At 73.6% G+C, this 16,335-nt stretch carries 14 protein-coding genes; 4 read left to right on the top strand and 10 right to left on the bottom strand.

The annotated features are described in order from the left end of the window. Positions 1-15 precede the first annotated feature (15 nt). Complete coding sequence (locus tag ACFRU2_RS27550; protein WP_382976764.1) at positions 16-1,323, bottom strand: ATP-grasp domain-containing protein; 1,308 nt, start codon at positions 1,321-1,323, stop codon at positions 16-18. Positions 1,324-1,617: 294 nt separating this feature from the next. Here ACFRU2_RS27550 and ACFRU2_RS27545 point away from each other — a divergent pair, with 294 nt between their 5' ends. Then, complete coding sequence (locus ACFRU2_RS27545; RefSeq protein ID WP_382976761.1) at positions 1,618-3,300, top strand: glycosyl hydrolase; 1,683 nt, start codon at positions 1,618-1,620, stop codon at positions 3,298-3,300. A 14-nt stretch (positions 3,301-3,314) separates the two neighbouring features. Here ACFRU2_RS27545 and ACFRU2_RS27540 read toward each other — a convergent pair whose 3' ends face one another. The 9 genes from ACFRU2_RS27540 to ACFRU2_RS27500 form a co-directional block, all read right to left on the bottom strand. Beyond that, complete coding sequence (locus tag ACFRU2_RS27540) at positions 3,315-4,457, bottom strand: GNAT family N-acetyltransferase (protein WP_382976759.1); 1,143 nt, start codon at positions 4,455-4,457, stop codon at positions 3,315-3,317. Beyond that, entirely contained in the window at positions 4,454-5,167 is a 714-nt protein-coding gene (locus ACFRU2_RS27535) for a lipopolysaccharide biosynthesis protein (protein WP_382976757.1), read from the bottom strand. Before ACFRU2_RS27535 ends, ACFRU2_RS27540 begins: the two co-directional genes overlap by 4 nt. Positions 5,168-5,222: 55 nt before the next feature. Further along, on the bottom strand, positions 5,223-6,545 hold the full coding sequence (locus ACFRU2_RS27530; protein ID WP_382976756.1) for a glycosyltransferase: 1,323 nt from the start codon (positions 6,543-6,545) through the stop codon (positions 5,223-5,225). Continuing rightward, positions 6,542-7,318, bottom strand: coding sequence for a polysaccharide deacetylase family protein (locus ACFRU2_RS27525; RefSeq protein WP_382976754.1), 777 nt, complete (start codon positions 7,316-7,318; stop codon positions 6,542-6,544). The genes ACFRU2_RS27530 and ACFRU2_RS27525 overlap by 4 nt, the downstream gene beginning before the upstream one ends. Beyond that, positions 7,308-9,059, bottom strand: coding sequence for a murein biosynthesis integral membrane protein MurJ (gene murJ, locus ACFRU2_RS27520; protein ID WP_382976843.1), 1,752 nt, complete (start codon positions 9,057-9,059; stop codon positions 7,308-7,310). The genes ACFRU2_RS27525 and murJ overlap by 11 nt, the downstream gene beginning before the upstream one ends. Before the next feature lie 325 nt (positions 9,060-9,384). Beyond that, a complete protein-coding gene (locus tag ACFRU2_RS27515) occupies positions 9,385-10,788 on the bottom strand; it encodes an O-antigen ligase family protein (RefSeq protein ID WP_382976751.1) in 1,404 nt (467 codons plus the stop codon). A 3-nt stretch (positions 10,789-10,791) separates the two neighbouring features. Further along, a complete protein-coding gene (locus ACFRU2_RS27510; protein WP_382976748.1) occupies positions 10,792-12,405 on the bottom strand; it encodes an exopolysaccharide biosynthesis polyprenyl glycosylphosphotransferase in 1,614 nt (537 codons plus the stop codon). Continuing rightward, positions 12,402-13,616, bottom strand: a complete 1,215-nt coding sequence (locus ACFRU2_RS27505) for a glycosyltransferase (protein WP_382976746.1) — start codon at positions 13,614-13,616, stop codon at positions 12,402-12,404. Before ACFRU2_RS27505 ends, ACFRU2_RS27510 begins: the two co-directional genes overlap by 4 nt. A gap of 19 nt (positions 13,617-13,635) precedes the next feature. Then, entirely contained in the window at positions 13,636-14,766 is a 1,131-nt protein-coding gene (locus ACFRU2_RS27500; RefSeq protein ID WP_382976744.1) for a DUF3344 domain-containing protein, read from the bottom strand. A 174-nt stretch (positions 14,767-14,940) separates the two neighbouring features. Between ACFRU2_RS27500 and ACFRU2_RS27495 the strand changes: the two genes are divergently transcribed. From ACFRU2_RS27495 to ACFRU2_RS27485, 3 genes are all read left to right on the top strand, one after another. Then, positions 14,941-15,195 (top strand): chaplin, encoded by a 255-nt coding sequence (locus tag ACFRU2_RS27495; RefSeq protein WP_382976742.1) that lies wholly within the window; start codon positions 14,941-14,943, stop codon positions 15,193-15,195. A gap of 117 nt (positions 15,196-15,312) precedes the next feature. Next, positions 15,313-15,723 (top strand): rodlin, encoded by a 411-nt coding sequence (locus tag ACFRU2_RS27490; protein ID WP_112451357.1) that lies wholly within the window; start codon positions 15,313-15,315, stop codon positions 15,721-15,723. 261 nt (positions 15,724-15,984) lie between these two features. After that, on the top strand, positions 15,985-16,218 hold the full coding sequence (locus ACFRU2_RS27485) for a chaplin (protein WP_382976740.1): 234 nt from the start codon (positions 15,985-15,987) through the stop codon (positions 16,216-16,218). The last annotated feature ends 117 nt before the right edge of the window (positions 16,219-16,335 follow it).

The raw sequence follows: 16,335 nt of genomic DNA, 5'->3' as shown, positions 1-16,335 counted from the left end.
TTCGTCTACCCTTTCTTAGGAGTCCACCGTGGCACCGTGCCACTGTGTCAGGGGTTGGTTTGTCTCCCCTGGGGCTTGGGGGGGGGGGGGCGGGGGGCAGGACCGGGCGGACACCCGGGGGGCCCCGGCCGCGGCGGGCGGGGGCAGCTCCCGGCCCCGCTGGTGCGGGGCCCGGACCACCGCCCGGGCCGTCCGGCGGCCCTGCTCGGGGACCCCGCGCAGCACCCGCAAGCCCTTGAACGCACCCCGGCCCAGGAAGGCGGCGAGCATCGCCAGGAACGGCATCGGGTCGTCGCCCGCGAACCACGCCGCCTCCACCTGCCCCCGCTCCCGGCCCCGGCGCGCGGGGGCGGCCGCGGCGGCCGCCCCGGGGGGCGGAGCCGGGGGACGGCGCGGGAGCGAGCGGCCGCGCACCGCCGCGAGCAGGGCGTAGTTCTCCGCCACGAACACCCGGCCCGGTCCGCCGGACGGCTCCGGGACCCGCTGGCCCGTCAGGTCCAGGTACATCGCCTGGACCACGTCCAGGCCGCCCGCGTCCGTGAAGAGCCTGAACTGCGCCCCCGGACGCGGGTTGAAGTCCACCAGGCGGAAGACGCCCTGCTCGTCCCGGCGGAAGTCCAGGTCCAGGATCCCCTGGTAGCCGAGCCGCTCGGCGAGCCGCAGACCCGCCTCCTCCACCGCCGGATCCGGCAGCCAGCGCCCGACCGCCGTCAGCCCCGTCCGCACCGGCCAGGACATCTCCTTGCGCCCCGACCCGGTGATCAGCGGACGCCCGCCCCGGGCGAACGCGCCGTGGAAGAACCAGTCGGTGTCCGGCCCGGCCGGCAGGAACCGCTGGAGCAGCAGTCGGCTCCCCGCCTCGTCCGAGCGCTCGTACAGCCGCCGCGCCTCGGCGGCCGCGTGGAGCAGGGTGGTGCTGCGCAGGCCCGTGCCGGAGGGCAGCAGCCACGGCCGGCTCCACTTGGCGATCACCGGAAGCCCCAGCCGCCACGCGGCATCCGCCGCCTCGGACCCGCTCGCCGGGATCACGGTCTCCGGGTGCGGTACGTCCCACCGGGCGCAGAGCCGTGACAGCTCGGCCTTGTCGGCCACCCGCGCGGGCAGGTCGTCGGGCTGATGGGGGATCCGGAAACGGTCCGTCAGCATCGGGGCCACCCGTGACACCGCGATCGCGCTGAGGTCGTCCATGGCGATGAGCACCGCAGGGCGGCCGATCTGCTCGGAGACCCCGGTCAGGCACTCCAGCAGCGCTTCGGGCGCCTCGGGGTCGAGTCCGCCGGACGGTCCGGGATGCACGGCACGCAGGTAGCGCGAACGCCCCATGGGACCTCCCCCGGCCTCGACGACGGCATGGACCTCCACACCCGCGCGCCCAAGGGATCTGACGGCGCCGAGGGTTCCGTGGTGGAACGGATTCCGATCGAGTCTGAGCAGAACTGCGGGCACTTGGCTGGGATGCGCGTGCATGGGAACGGTGTCTTTCACCTAGTCGGACCAAGCGGGGAGAGTGCGCAGGTGCGAATGGCCTATGCAGAGGTCACCGGACAGGCCATTCGTCAGATGTGATGCCTAACGTCTTTGGTAAGCACACCGATTCAGGAAAGCTCGGGAGACGCCATGCCCAGACCACGCCGCCGACTGGCGAGCACCTGCATCGGAACGGTGACGGCCGGACTGCTCGCCACCGGGGCCGCCCTCGCGGCCCCCGAGGAGCAGAACTCTCACTCCGACATCGCCATGGGTGCCTACCTCGACTACGGGCCCCCCGGCGTGGCCCGCATCCCGTTCCTGTCGAACTGGCTGGGCGGCAAGGAGATCCGGGTCGGGCACACCTATCTGCCCGGTGACCAGTGGGCCGGCATCGAGGGCAACGTCAGCTTCCTGGACGACTGGGCGCAGTGGCGCCGCCAGCGGACCGACCGCCTGTTCGTCCTCAACGTGCCCATGCAGGAGCGGAACGAGGACCGGGTCCCCGACCGCCAGGTGGCCCAGCTGATCCGGGCGGGCGCGGAGGGCCAGTACGACCGGCACTTCAAGAAGCTCGCCGAACGGCTGGTGGCGCTGGGCGTCCCGGACACGGTGATCGTGCTCGGCTGGGAGATGAACGGCACCACGTACACCCACCGCTGCGGACCCGACCCGGAGAACTGGAAGGCCTACTGGAAGCGCGTCGTCAACACGATGCGCTCCGTGCCCGGCCAGAAGTTCAAGTTCGATTTCACCCCGAACCGCGGCACGGACGCGATCGGCTGGACCAAGTGCTACCCGGGCGACGACGTGGTCGACATCGTCGGGATGGATTCGTACGACCAGGGTCCCGGACGGACCTTCGACGACCAGATCAGCCAGCCGTACGGGCTCCAGCAGCACGTCGACTTCGCGCGAGCACACGGCAAAGAGATCTCGTACCCGGAGTGGGGGCTGTTCCGCAACGGGGACAACCCGGAGTACGTGCGGCGCATGCTGCAGTGGATCGAGAAGCAGAAGCCGCTCTACCACACCATCACCGACTACTGCCCGCACGGCGTCTGGCAGTGCAAGCAGAACCCGGCCTCGACGAAGGTCTTCCGCGAGGCGCTGACCCCGCAGCGGCCCGACCCGGTCATCCCGACTCCGGTCGTCCCGACCCCCGTGGTGCCCACGCCGGTCATTCCGACCCCGCAGGTCCCCACGCCGGAGATCCCGACGCCGGTCGTCACCCCGCCGGTCGTCACCCCGCCGGTCGTGCTCCCCAGCCCGGAGGTCCCGAGCCCGGTCGCCCCGAGCCCGGTCACCCCGAGCCCCGTCGAGCCCAGCCCGGCCGAACCCAGCCCGCTGGTCCCGAGCCCCGTCGCCCCGAGCCCGGTCGAGCCCAGCCCGGAGGTCCCGAGCCCGGTCGCCCCGAGCCCCGTCGTGCCGACGCCCTCGCCCGTGATCCCGAGCCCGGAGGTCCCGGTCGAGCCCAGCCCGGCCGTCCCCAGCCCGGTCGTGCCCAGCCCGGTCGTGCCCAGCCCGCTGGTCCCGAGCCCCGTCGAGCCGAGTCCCGTGGTCCCGAGCCCCGAGGTCAGCCCGGAGGTCCCGAGCCCCAGCCCGGTCGTGCCCAAGCCGAGCCCCGAGGTCCCGTCCCCGGTACCCTCGCCGGTCGTGCCGAAGCCCGACCCCGAGCCCTCCCAGCCGCCCAAGCCGACGACCCCGCCCGTCAACAGCACGGAGTGGTGCGTGCCGATCAACTTCGGCGAATGGCTCTCCAAGCTGGTCGGCAAGCAGTCGGTCTGCATCAAGGTCGACTGGGGCAAGGAGACCGGCTTCTGGCCCTTCTAGGCGGAGCGTTCGGGTCATCGGACCCGCAGTTCGTTGAGCCGCGCCCGCCAGTCCCTGGCGGCCGGCAACGCCTCCCGCAGTACGTCCACCGCCCGCTCGCGCCCCGTCACCTGCGACTCGTGCAGCCGCAGCAGGGGCGCGAGCGCGGTCGTGGCCAGCAGGAAGCGCTGGTTGACCACCGTCCGCGGCCGCCAGTGGTTCTTGTACGGTTCGTTGCCGCGCAGGAAGCTGACCACCGGGCGGCCTTCGGCGAGCGCGCGGGTGGTCTCGTAGCGCAGCAGCAGCGTGGCCACGTCCACCTTCCGGTCGCGCAGGTCGGGATCGGCGCCGTAGAGGTATCCGCCGCTGAGCGAGCCCGAGAGCAGAGTGAGGTTGGCGGCCACCACCTTCCCGTCGAGCCGGAACTCGGCCAGCCGCCCCTCCCCCGCGCGCACCATCCGCCGCGTGGCCCGGGTCAGGTGTTCGGCGAAGCGGGGCTTGAGGTGTTCGGGGGTCACCCCGCGGCCGCGCCACTGCTTCTCGTGCAACCGCAGCAAGGTCCGTACCGCGCGCGGCACTTCCTGCTCGGTGACCTCGTGCTCCTCGATCCCCGCCGCGTCGGTCTTGCGGAGCTTGGCCCGCACCCGCTGGGCGCCGGAGGCCGGCATCCGCTTGACCAGCTCGTCGAAGGGCATGGACGGCAGCTCCATGCAGGTGGAGTCGGTGAGCTTGCTGCCGATCCCGGGCCAGGCCGCGAACACCGCCTCGGCGGCGGCCCCGGGCCGCACCTCGCGCAGGTCGACGACGGCGCCCCGGGCGGCCCGGTGCAGACCGTTGGCCAGGGCCGGGACGACCTGGTCGGCATGGTCCGCGGCCACGAGCACGTCGAAGTAGTCGGTGATGCCCCCGCCGAGGGGCACGAGCAGCGGCAGCGGCCGGTGGACGAGCATCAGCGCGGCCGCGCCGACCAGCTCCTCCCCGCGCCGCACCAGGACGATGCGGAGCCGGCCGTCCTTGCCGTAGGACAGCCACCAGGAGTGCAGCCAGGCATGGCTCTGGAACGGAGTGGCGGTGGGACAGCCGCGGACGAGCCGGTTCCACGGCTCCTCCAGCGCGGCGAACTGCCGGGGATCGCGGCACAGCGTCACCGACAGGGCCCCGGCGGAGCCGGTGGTCATCGCACCGACTCCTTCTCCTTGGCCGCGGCGGGCTCGCCCTGCGCGGGCAGCGAGGCGTACTCCTCGACGGTCTCCGCGGTGGTCTCCGTGATGCTCTCCGCGGCGGGACCCTCGCCGCGCCGCCGGGCGGCGGTGGGCCGGGCCAGCAGCCACAGCCCGCCCAGCAGCCCGCCGGCGCACAGGCCGACGGCCCCGCTGAGGGCGGGGGACGCGGAGGCGGGGTCGCTGGGCGCGACGGCCTGGTTGAAGAGGAGCAGCTGCACGCCGGTGTTCTTGGCGGCCTGGTTGCTGCTCAGCGACAGGGCGTCGGCGACCGCGTTGGCGATGTCGGCGGCTTCGCCCGCGCTCTTCGCGGTCCCGGTGATGGCGATCATCGGGGACTCGGGGGAGGTCTCGGCGCGGACCTGGGTCCGCAGCTTCTGCACGCCGATGCCCGCGCGGGGCTGGGCGTACGCGAGGGTCGAACTGCTGGTGGCGATGCGGGCGTAGGCCTGGGCGAAGCCGAGGGCCGTGGCCGGCTCGGTGGTGTCGTCGGGGACCGCGACGACGTAGCTGGTGGCGGCGTACTCCGGTGCCTTGAGCACCCCGTACGCCCCGCCCGCGCCGAGCCCCAGCAGCGCGGCGGCGGGCAGCGGCCACCACGCGGGGGGCGGCAGCAGCCGTACCCGGCGCCGGTGGGTGGACTTCTTCTGGTCGGCGTTGTCCGCCATGTGCGTACCTCTTTCCTGGTGGACGAGTACTTGCTTCGGGACCCGGTGCGGGCCCCTACGGGGTCGGATCAGCCGATGCCGCCGGCAAACTCAGCCCCTCCGGCGGAAAACTCAGCCCCTCCGGCGTTTGAGGAGCAGGGGTCCGGGGACTGGTCCCCGGCAACGGCGCCGCACCCGGACCCGCCGGGTCGGCACCCCGGGGGCCCCGGCCGGGAGCGGGCAGCGTCACCGCCCTCCGGGACCCGGCCGCCGGAGCGGCCATCGCGTGGTCGTACACGTGCAGCAGCTGCTCCGCGCTCCGGGCGATGTCGTAGCGCCGCACCACCCCGGGCGGCGGCAGCCGCTTGGCGCCGGCCTCCATGTGCCCCCGCAGGGCCGCGACGAGTTCCTCCGTGCCGGTGCCGATCCGCCGCGCCCCCGGCGCCTGCGCCGCGGGCAGGTCGTCGATCGCCGGGCAGGTGACGTGCAGCACCGGCAGGCCCGCCGCCAGCGCCTCGATCACCGCCAGCCCGAAGGCCTCCTCGCGCGAGGGGGACACGAACACGTCCATCGCCGCGAGCAGCGCCGGGATCCCGGGGGTCCGCCCGTCCGTGCTGTCGCCCAGCGGGTCCCGCTCCCCCAGCAGGTGGATCCGGCTCTGCGCCCCCAGCTCGGCGGCGAGCCGGCGCAGCGCCGCCCGCTCCGGCCCGTCCCCGGCGAGCAGCAGGTGCGCGCCGGGCAGCGCCGCCACCGCCCGCACCAGGACGTCGAACCGCTTGCCCGGCACGAGCCGGCCGACGCCGCCGACCACGAAGGCCCGCTCGGGCAGTCCGGTCCGGGTCCGGGTGGCCCGCCGTACGCCCTCGTCGAAGCGGAACCGCACGGCTTCGATCCCGTTCGGCACGACGTGCACCCGCCCGGCCGGCACCCCCCAGGCCTCCAGGCGGGCCGCCACCGTGTCGGATACGGCCACGGTGGCCGCGCCCAGCCGTTCGCTCGCCAGGTACAGGGCCCGTACCCCGCCCGAGAGCGGCCGGCCCTCGATCTCGCCCGCCCCCAGGGAGTGTTCGGTCGCCACACTCACCCGCACGCCCGCGATCCGGGCCGCGAGCCGGCCGTACACGCAGGCCCGGTACAGGTGCGTGTGGACCAGGTCGTAGCGGCCCCGCCGGATGAAGGTGGCCAGCTTGGGCACCGCGCCCAGGTCGCGGTTGCCGCGCATTCCGAGGTGGACGACGCGGACCCCGTCCGCGCGCAGCCCCTCCGCGACCGGGCCGGGGTTGGTCAGCGTCAGGACGTCGCAGCGCATCGGCATGTGCCGCAGCAGCAGCCGCAGTTGCTGCTCGGCACCGCCGACGCCGAGTCCCGTGATGACGTGCAGCACCTTCCCGGGGCTCACAGGTGCACCGCCCTGCGCAGCTCCCGCACCTGGTGGCGCACCTGCTTGATCCGCAGCCGCGGGCCGCCGTCGGCCTGGCTGATGTGCGTACGGGGCAGCGCGTGGGGTCCGGCGAGGCGGCCGGGGTCGATGGCGCAGGCGTAGCCGTACCCGGCGTCCCGGGTCGCGGCGACGACCCGGGCGTCGAGGTGCCCGTACGGGTAGCAGAATCCGGCGGGCAGCGTCCCGGTCAGCTCCCGGATCAGCTCGCGGCTGCCGCGCAGCTCCTGCTGCAGTACGTCGTCGGGGGCCGCGGTGAGGTCCTGGTGGAGCAGCCCGTGCGAGCCGATCTCCTGCCCGGCGGCGGCGACTTCGCGGATGCCCTCGGCGGTGAGCAGGGGCTTGCGGGGCCCCAGCGGGTCCCAGACGTTGTCCACGCCGAGCCGCCCGGGCAGCACGAAGAGGGTGGCGGTGCAGTCGTAGCGGCGCAGCAGCGGCAGTGCGCGGGTCAGGAAGTCGGTGTAGCCGTCGTCGAAGGTCAGCCCGACCAGCCCGGCGCCGCGCCCGGCGGCGCGGGCGCGCAGCAGTTCGCCGACTGATACCCCGCGCAGTCCCCGGGAGCGCAGCCACAGCAGCTGGGCCTCCAGCGCGTACGGGGTGACGGTGATGCCGTACGGGTCCTCGGCGGGATCGGTGAACTCGGCGACGGAGTGGTACATCAGGACCCACGGCCAGCCGGAGCGGCGGGCGGGGGCCGCCGCGGCGGGGCGCGCCGTTTCGGTGTCAGCGGACATTGCGGAACCTCTGGGTGAGCTGGGTGAGCCGGTCGGTGAGGTGAGCGGTGAGCTGGGCGAGCTGGCCCGGCAGGGCGGTGACTTCCAGGGCCCGTATGGCCATGCCGGTGGCCCCGAACATGGCCGGGACCAGCAGGCAGCCGAGGGCGGCGCTGACCAGCGGATCGGGGATCATGGGACCGGCGATCCAGCCGGTGGCGCAGGCGGCGAGGGCCGCGACGGAGAGCCGGCCGATGCTGATGGCGACCCGGCGGACCTGGATGGCGATGATCCGCGAGCCGAGGCCGGTGAGCAGCAGCGCGGCGGTGGTGGAGATGCCGGCGGCGTTGGCGGCGGCGATCCCGTAGATCCCCCACCAGCCGACGGCGAAGGCTCCGGCGACGATGTTGACGAGGAGTCCGGAGCCCATGGCGAGGGCCGGGAACCAGGTGGGCCGGGCGGTGGAGAAGAAGGGCCGCGAGAGCGCCCCGACGAGGCAGTGGCCGAGCAGGCCGAGGCCGTAGACCCGCATCACGGAGGCGGTGGCCTCGGTGTCGGCGTGGGTGAACGCCCCGCGCTCGAAGAGGACTTGGATGATCTGGGGGGCGTACCCGATGACGAGCGCGGTGCCCATGAGGACGGCGAGCGAGGCGAGCGCGAGGTCCTGCTCGACCCGCCGGCGGGCCTTCTCCCGCTCCCCGCCGGCCATGGCCTGGGCGACGACGGGGAAGGTGACCGTGCAGATCATGAGGGAGAGCACCATCGGCATCTGCGCGACTTTTTGGGCGTAGTTGAGGTGCGAGATGGCGCCGGGCGGCAGCGAGGCGGCGAGGAACCGCTCGACGAGGACCTGGGACTGCCGGAACACGGCGAAGAAGATCACCGGGGCGATCACCCCGAAGGCGATCAAGGTCGGCCGGTCCCGGTCGCGCTGGCTGCGCGGGGCGCCCTTGGCGCGGGGTGGCCCGAAGCCCACGTTGCGGATGAAGGCGGGCAGTTGGACCAGGACCATCAGGACCCCGCCGGCGGCCACTCCGGCGGCGGCGGCGCGCACCCCCCACAGGGCGTGCAGGGCGACCATGGTCCCGATGATGCCGACGTTGTACGACACGTAGATGGCGGCGGGCGGCACGAAGGAGCGGTGCGCCCTGAGGGCGGCGCTGAAGTAGCCGGCGATCCCGAAGGACAGCACGGTCAGGGCGGTCATCCGGGTGCATTCGACGGCGAGCCCGGGGTCGGGCAGCCCCGGCGCGAGCACGCCCACGACGAGCGGCGCGGCGACGATGAGCACGGAGGCCACGGCGGCCAGGAGCACCAGCAGCCGGGGCAGCGTGGCCCCCACGAGCAGCCGTACGGGATCCTGCGCGCGGGCCTCCTGCCGGGTGAGCCCGGCCCTGCTGGCGGCCCGGCGGGCCAGGGCGTGACTGAAGGCGGGCACCATCAGCAGGGCCATGGCGTCCTCGATGAGCAGCGTCGAGGCCATCTCGGGGACGGTCCACGCGATGAGGAAGGCGTCACTGTCGTGCCCGGCTCCGAAGAGGTGCGCGATGGTCTGGTCGCGGACCAGCCCGAACACCGCCCCGGCGGCGGTCAGCCCGGCGGTCACGGCGGCCGCCTTGGCGAGCGCCCCGCCGCTCCCCGACCGGGCCCCGTCGGCCGGGGCCTTCCCGTCGCCGCTCCGGCGCCCGCCGCCGACCGCCCCGCGGCCCGCATCGGCAACCGCGCCCCGACGGGTCCCGGTCCGTACGGACCCGCCGGCCACGTCGGTGCCCGGGTCCCGGCCGGCCCCGGCCCGTACGGACCCGCCCGACGCAGCGGCGCCCGGGTCCCGACCGGTCCCGGTCGCCACGGACCCGCGCACCGCTCCGGCGGTGAGCGGCTCCACGTCCAGGGACGCGCTCCCCGGGAGCCCGGTCCCGAAGGCCCCGGACGCGACGGCCCCGGACCCCGCGGGCACCAGCCCCGGCGCGGCCACCCGGCCCGCGGCCTCGGCCGGGCCCGTGGACGGCGCACCGGCGGAGCCGGGGGCCACGGGCGGGACGGGCGGGTGCGGCGGACGGCCCGCAGCCGCCAGGGCGTCGTATCCGTCACCGGCCGGCCGCACCCTCAGGGGTCGCGGCCCGGGCAGGCGCGCCCGGCCCACGACCGGAGGCGAGCTCACCCGTCCCGCCCCCGGAGGGAAGCGCCCACCAGGCCGCCAGGCCGATGATCACTCCGGTCAGGACGGTCGACGGGCCCCCGATGTCCGCGTAGAGGAAGTCGGTGAGCTGCCACACGAGCAGGCCGATCGCGACCAGTCCGCAGTCCCGCACCGCGGAGGGCCCTGCCAGGCACCTCCGCAGGCCCGCCACGAGCAGGGCCAGCCAGCCGCCCGCCAGGGCGATGAGGCCGGTCAGCCCCTGCTCGCTCAGCACCAGCAGGTACATGTTGTGCGGGGACAGCAGCGGCTGGCGGATGTACCCCTGGCCCGCGCCCGCGGTGTCGCTGCCGGAGGACAGGGCCAGTCCGGAGTGCGCGTCCCGGTTGGCCGGGAAGCCCTTGAGCCCCACTCCCACGGCGGGCCGCTCGCGCCACATCGACCCGGCCGCGGCCCACATCGTGTAGCGGTCGGTGACCGACTGGTCGGGGGCGTCGGACACCTGCGTGATCGAGGTCAGCCGCTCCGCGACCATCGCGGAGCCGACGCCGAACCCGCCGACGAGCACCACCCCGGCGGCGGCCAGCGCGAGCAGGACCTTCAGGGCCCGCCGGATCCCGGCCAGGGCCATCACCAGCCCGGCCGCGGCGAAGGTCGCGATCCACGCGCCCCGGCTGAAGGACAGCACCAGCGGGAGCACCAGGACCAGCGCCGCCGCCCCCGAGGCCCGCCGGACCTTCGCCGGCAGCCCCGGCGCGAGCGCACAGGCCGTCGCGACCACCAGGCCGTAGGCCACGACCGTGGCCATGCCCATGACGTCACCGGGTCCGAAGGTGCCCACGGCGCGGATGTCCTCGCCCTGGTACGAGGCTCCGGTGTGAGTGGCGAACTGCACCACGCCCACCGCTCCCTGAACCAGCGCCAGCACCACGAAGCACCCCGCGGCCAGCCGGAACTCCGAGGCGTCCCGCACCAGCAGCACGATCGCCGCCGGGACCAGCACGAACACCTGGAGGTAGCGCACGAAGCCGGGCAGGGCCGCGTACGGGTCCCCCGCGGTCACCGTCGAGACGGCCAGCCCGACGGCCGGCAGGCCGAGGACGAGCACCCCCAGCGGGCTCAGCGGCCGGACCCGGCCCCGCAGGGCCTGGATCCCGCAGACGAACACGAGCAGCAGCGAGGCGGCGTCGGCCGGACCGACCTTCCCCGAGGCGGAGGCGTCACCCGCCGGGACGGGGATCAGGAGGGCCAGTACGGTCGCGGCGAGCGGCAGCAGCGGCCAGTGCCGGCGCAGCAGACTCACGGTGTCCGGGCGGGACCACGACGTCGGTGACGTCGGTGCGGCAAGGCTCATGCTTTAGCTGCCCCCCAGCCGGAAGCGGAAGAAGGAGGCCGCGGTGCGGGCCAGGATCCACAGGTCCTGCCACAGCGACCAGGTGTCGATGTAGTGGTTGTCGAAGCGGGCCCGGTCCTCGATGGAGGTGTCCCCGCGGAGCCCGTTGATCTGGGCGAGGCCGGTGATGCCGACGGGCATCCGGTGCCGGGCCTCGTACCCCGGGTGCACGCTGCTGAACTTGGCCACGAAGAACGGCCGTTCGGGGCGCGGACCCACCAGGCTCATATCGCCCCGGACCACGTTCCACAGCTGCGGCAGCTCGTCCAGCGAGGACTTGCGCAGGAAGGAGCCGATCGGGCTCATCCGGCAGTCTCCGGCCACCGTCCAGCGGGTGGCGGACTCGTGGGCGTCGGCGCGCAGGGTGCGGAACTTCAGCAGGGTGAAGGGGCGTCCGTAGAGGCCGACCCGCTCCTGCCGGAAGATCACCCCCGGCCCGTCGGAGATCCGTACGGCGAGCGCGCAGACGCCCATCACGGGCGCGGCGGCGAGCAGGGCGATCGCGGCGAGCGAGGAGTCGATGACCCGCTTCGCGTACCGCTCGACCGGCCGGGCCGGACGCGGCAGCAGCGGCTGGACGGCGTACCCCCACAGCTGGTCGGCGGGCTGCGCCACGCGCATCCCGGTGACCTTGGCGGTGCCCGCCGGGTCGGCGAGCCAGAGCCGGCACCCGTGGTCGTGGAAGAGCCGGACCAGGGAGGCGGTGCGTTCGTCGGCCTCGGGCGGGCGGGTGAAGACGGCGTGCCGGACGGAGTTCTGGATGACGGCCCGCCGGATGTCCTCGTGGGTGGCGAGTACGGGCACTCCCGCCGCCGCCTCCTCGGCGGGCCCGGTGTCCGCGAGCCCGACGGGGCGCAGGCCGTACTCGGGGCGCCCGTGCAGGGCCGCGGCCACCGCGCTCGCCCCGGCGCCGGGTCCGACGACCAGGGCGGAGGCGGGGCGGCGGGCGCGGGTGCGACGGCGGAGCTGGTTGACGGCTCCGCGCGCCGCGCACGCCAGGACGACCTGGACGCAGACGGCGCCGAGCAGCGCGCTCCAGCCCAGGGCGTCACCCGGGGCGGTGGCGGCCAGCACGGCGGCGGCCCCGCACCACAGCGCGGCGGCCCGCCCGGCGAGCGCGGGCAGTTCGAGGAGCGCGGAGGGGGCGAGCCGCGGCCGGTACAGCCCGGCCTGCGCGTGCAGCGCGACCAGGGCCAGGGCGAGGGGAGCGGCCGCCCCGAGGGGCAGCTCCGCTCCGGGCAGCGCCGCCACCGTCGCCGCTGCGGCGAACGCGTCGGCGGCCAGCAGCGGGACGATCCCGTCCCGGCGGCGCACCCGCTCGGGCCGGACGGCGGCCCGGGCACGGTCGGCCTTGGGCCCGCGCGGGGGGTGGATGGCGGTCACGGAACGGCGCACGGCGGCGGCGCCGGCGGTGCTCGTGGTGGTGCTCGTGCTCGTGTTCGTGTTCGTGGTGGTGCCCGTGTTCGTGGTCCTGGTCGTACCGGTGATGCCTGTGATGCCTGTGATGCCGGTGATACCGCCGGCGGGCCCCGTGCCGTCCTGCCCGGTGTGCCGGGCGGGTGCGCTGTCCATCGTCATCGGCTGATGCGCTCCTGGTTCAAGGGCCGGGGCCTGCCCAGCAGTTCGTGATACAGACCGGTGACCGCGTCCGTGGTGCGCCGCACGTCGAATTCCATCCGCGCGTGCCGCTCCGCCTGCTCCCCGAGTGCGGCGAGCAGCCGCGGCTCGGCGAGCAGCCCGCCCAGGGCCTTGGCCAGCGCCGTCGGGTCCTCCGGTTCCACCAGGCACAGCCGTCCCTGGCCGGGCGGGAGGCTCTCCCTGGCACCACTGACGTCGGAGACCAGGACCGGGCGGCCACAGGCCATGGCTTCGAGCGGGGCGAGCGCCATGCCTTCCCACCGCGACGGCAGTACAACGAGATCGGCGGCCCGAAGCCACGGCCGGATGTCGAAGGCGGCCCCCGCGAAGTGGACCGAGGGCGGTGCCCCGCGGCGCAGCCGTTCCATGTCGGGACCGTCCCCGACGAGCACGAGACGGGCCCCGGGAACGGCTCCGAGCAGCTCCGGCCAGGCACGCAGCAGGACGTCCTGCCCCTTCTGCTGGCAGAGCCGGCCGACGCAGACGGCGAGCGGCCCGTCGCCCTGGAAGGCGGCGGGCAGCGGAAGTTCGGCGCGCGCCCGGGCCTTGTCCTGGGCGGGGTCCGGGCCGCCGGGGCGGAAGTGGGTGAGGTCGACGCCGTTGCGGACCACCGACCAGCGGGCGGCGATCCCCTCGGACTCGCCGGTGCGGCGTTCGGCCTCGCTGACGCAGAGCACCCGGTCGGCCCAACGGGCCCCGAAGCGCTCCCAGCGCAGCGCGAGCGCGGCGGTGGCCCCGCCCACGGCGTCGAAGGACCAGGCGTGCGGCTGGAAGACGGTCGGAACGGCCCCGCGCACGGCGAGCCGCCCGGCGAGTCCGGCCTTGGCGCTGTGGGCGTGCAGGAGGTCGGGCCGGACGCGTCCGATCAGGCGGCGCGCGCCGAGCACTTCGGCGGCCAGGCCCGGTCCGGGCGCCCGCCCGGCACGCCAGGTGAGCACCTCGGCCCCGGCCTCGCGGGCGGCGTCCGCGAGCTGTCCGCCGCGCGGGCAGCCGACGTAGGTCCGCAGGCCGGCCGCGGACTGGGCGCGTACGAGGTCGACGACCACACGGGCGACCCCTCCCTCGACCGGCTGGACGAGGTGGAGGACGGCCGGAGGCCGGTCAGGAGAGGGGGAAGGTGAGGGTGAGGGTGAGGAAGGCTGCGTCGGCACGTGGAGTGGTCTCCTGCGTTCAGCGGCGCGCGTCTGTCTGAACGAAGAGCACACCGAGGAAATGACCCTGCTTTTCGCCCGTGAACCCGAAGGTCAGGCTGCGGGCGCCACCGGACAGGGCGGGGCTCAGATCGAACACGTCCGCGTCATATCCGAGGTTATTCATATGTTCGGGCTGTCGCACGAACGAGTGATCTCCGAATTCCGTGATCGTGGAATTCATAACATCATTAAAAGGATTTTCTCCGTCACTGAGACTGATCCGGCGCCCGCTGTCGGCGGTCACCGTGAGTGAATCCCCGAGCGTTCCGCGGTCCCCGTCGTACGCGACCACCCCGGCCCGCCCCTGCGCCCCGGGCGCGGCATCCAGACCGGTGAGCTCCACCGTCTCGCCCGCCGCCTCGCCGGCCCCCGCGGCCAGCCCTTCGAAGCCGTCCCAGATCGAGACCCTGCGCACCGGCTCCTGCGGGTGCTCGTAGGCCACCACCAGCGTCCAGCCGCCCCAGGCTCCCGCGTCCGAGTGCCCCATGGCGATGTTCAGCTGGGCCACCGTCCACATCCCGGCGCCGCCCTTGCGGACCAGCGGGGTCACGTCGGCGGAGGCCTGGTAGGCATCGCCGGCCGCGTCGCTGCGGTGCCCGATCGCCGTGTCGGCCAGCACCTCCTTGTACGCGCCGCCCGGCTCGGCGACGAGCACCCGGCCGTTGTCCTCCGGCGGCTTCTGCTCGCCGACCCGCAGGTTCCCGCCCCAGTACAGCCGGGCGTACGAGACCTTCGCGCCCGCCGGGACCTTGAGCTCGGCCCGGGTGGAGTTGTAGGTGTCCGGGTCCTTGTCGACCTCGTCGTAGAACATCTCGTAGTCGCCGTTGGTCCCGGCCGCACCCTTGTTGACCGCAGCACACGGCTCGGCCTGCTCGGACTCCTCCTTGCGGCATCCGATGGACGAGTTCGAGGCCCGGACCAGGCCGCCGTGCTGCACGGCTTGGTAACGCTGGGTGAACGGAACCCGGGGCGCTTCCTTGACCAGCGGACTCCGCGCACCCGGCGGGGCGGCGGCACCGGCAGCCGCACCGGCAAAGGGCACGTTCACCGAAAGTGTGAGGCAGGACAGCAGACCGAGCGTGCCGAGGATTCTGCGGGAGGAACCCATGACCCTGTCTCCATTTTCGATCAAGGGGACAAAACAGGAGTGAACTTTGTCAGAAATCAGGAGGGAAATCACGCCGGACTCGCTCATACGGCCTTTTGGGCGATAGCACGCACCCTGGGGACGGGCGAGTCGTTATGGGTTGCACCATTGTTCGAACCGAAAGGAAAAACGGAGATGAAGAAGAGGCTGGTGCGCGGCACCACCCTGGCGGTCGCGAGCGCGGCGCTGCTGATGGGCGGCGCGGGCCTCGCCTCCGCGCACGGCGGCGACGGCGCGACGGCGAACGGCTTCACCGGCGAGTCCCCCGGCGTCCTGAGCGGCAACCTGCTCCAGGTACCGGTCGACGTCCCGGTGAACGTGTGCGGCAACACCGTGAACGTGATCGCCCTGCTGAACCCCGCGTTCGGCAACACCTGCGTCAACGCCTGACGTCAACCGTGCAGTCCGAAACTTCGGCATCCGAGTGAAGACACGCAACCCAAACCGCGGTAGCGCCGTTGATCCGAGTGCTTGAGTACCGGGCAATCCTGCAAAAAAGGGACCATCATGATCAAGAAGTTTGCGGCCGGCGCAGCGGTTGCCGCCTCGTTCGTCGGTCTGGGTGCCGCCATGGCCCCGCAGGCCATGGCCATCGGCAACGACCACGGCATCAACACCGTGAACGGCAACGGGGCCTCGCAGATCTACGGCAACCAGGCCACGTACGGCAACATGAGCCCGCAGATGGCGCTCATCCAGGGCTCGTTCAACAAGCCCTGCATCGCCCTGCCCGCCAAGGCCAACGTGCAGTCCGTGCTGGCTCTGGTCAACGTCGGCGTCCAGGACATCCCGGTCCTGTCCAGCCCGCAGAACCAGCAGTGCACCGAGAACTCCACCCAGGCCAAGGGCGACGAGGCTCTCTCGCACATCCTCAGCAACATCCCGGTCCTGTCCGGCAACGCCTCCGCCGGCAGCTGACAGCGCCGCGCCAGCTGACACAGCACCGCACCAGTGGGGCCGTCGCACCTTCGGGTCGCGGCGGCCCCGCCGCATGTCGGGACCCGAATAAGGACCCCGAAGCGATCCGGGGCAACCCGAAAAATCCGGCAGTAATTCAGGGCGCACAGGCATCTGAGTGAATTGGCCGGAGGCGCGCCGAAATACCCGGTTTCTTTTCCCGGACCCACTCGTTGTTATTTCTGCAGCGGATAGACCTCTGCGGGAAGGAAACGAAAACAAATGACGTACAAGAAGGCAGTGGTGCTGGCCGCCGGCGTTCTGATGGCCGCCGGTGCCGCCTCCCCCGCCATGGCCGACGCGGCGGCGGACGGCAAGGCCGTCGGCTCCCCGGGCGTCCTGTCCGGCAACGTGCTCCAGGTCCCGGTGCACGTCCCGGTCAACGTCTGCGGCAACACCGTCAACGTGATCGCGCTGCTGAACCCCTCGTTCGGCAACACCTGCGTCAACGCCTGACGAAGCGCCTGTGCCCGCAAGGGCAGACCTCCTCGGGGTGGGAGGGGAGGGAACAAGAGGAGGGGCCAAAAGACCACCCCAAGCCCCCACAAAAGGCCAACGGGGGGGAAGGGCGGG

Source organism: Streptomyces sp. NPDC056883 (assembly GCF_042788835.1).
Taxonomy (GTDB): domain Bacteria; phylum Actinomycetota; class Actinomycetes; order Streptomycetales; family Streptomycetaceae; genus Streptomyces; species Streptomyces stoeckheimensis.
This window is presented reverse-complemented; position numbering and strand designations above follow the sequence as displayed.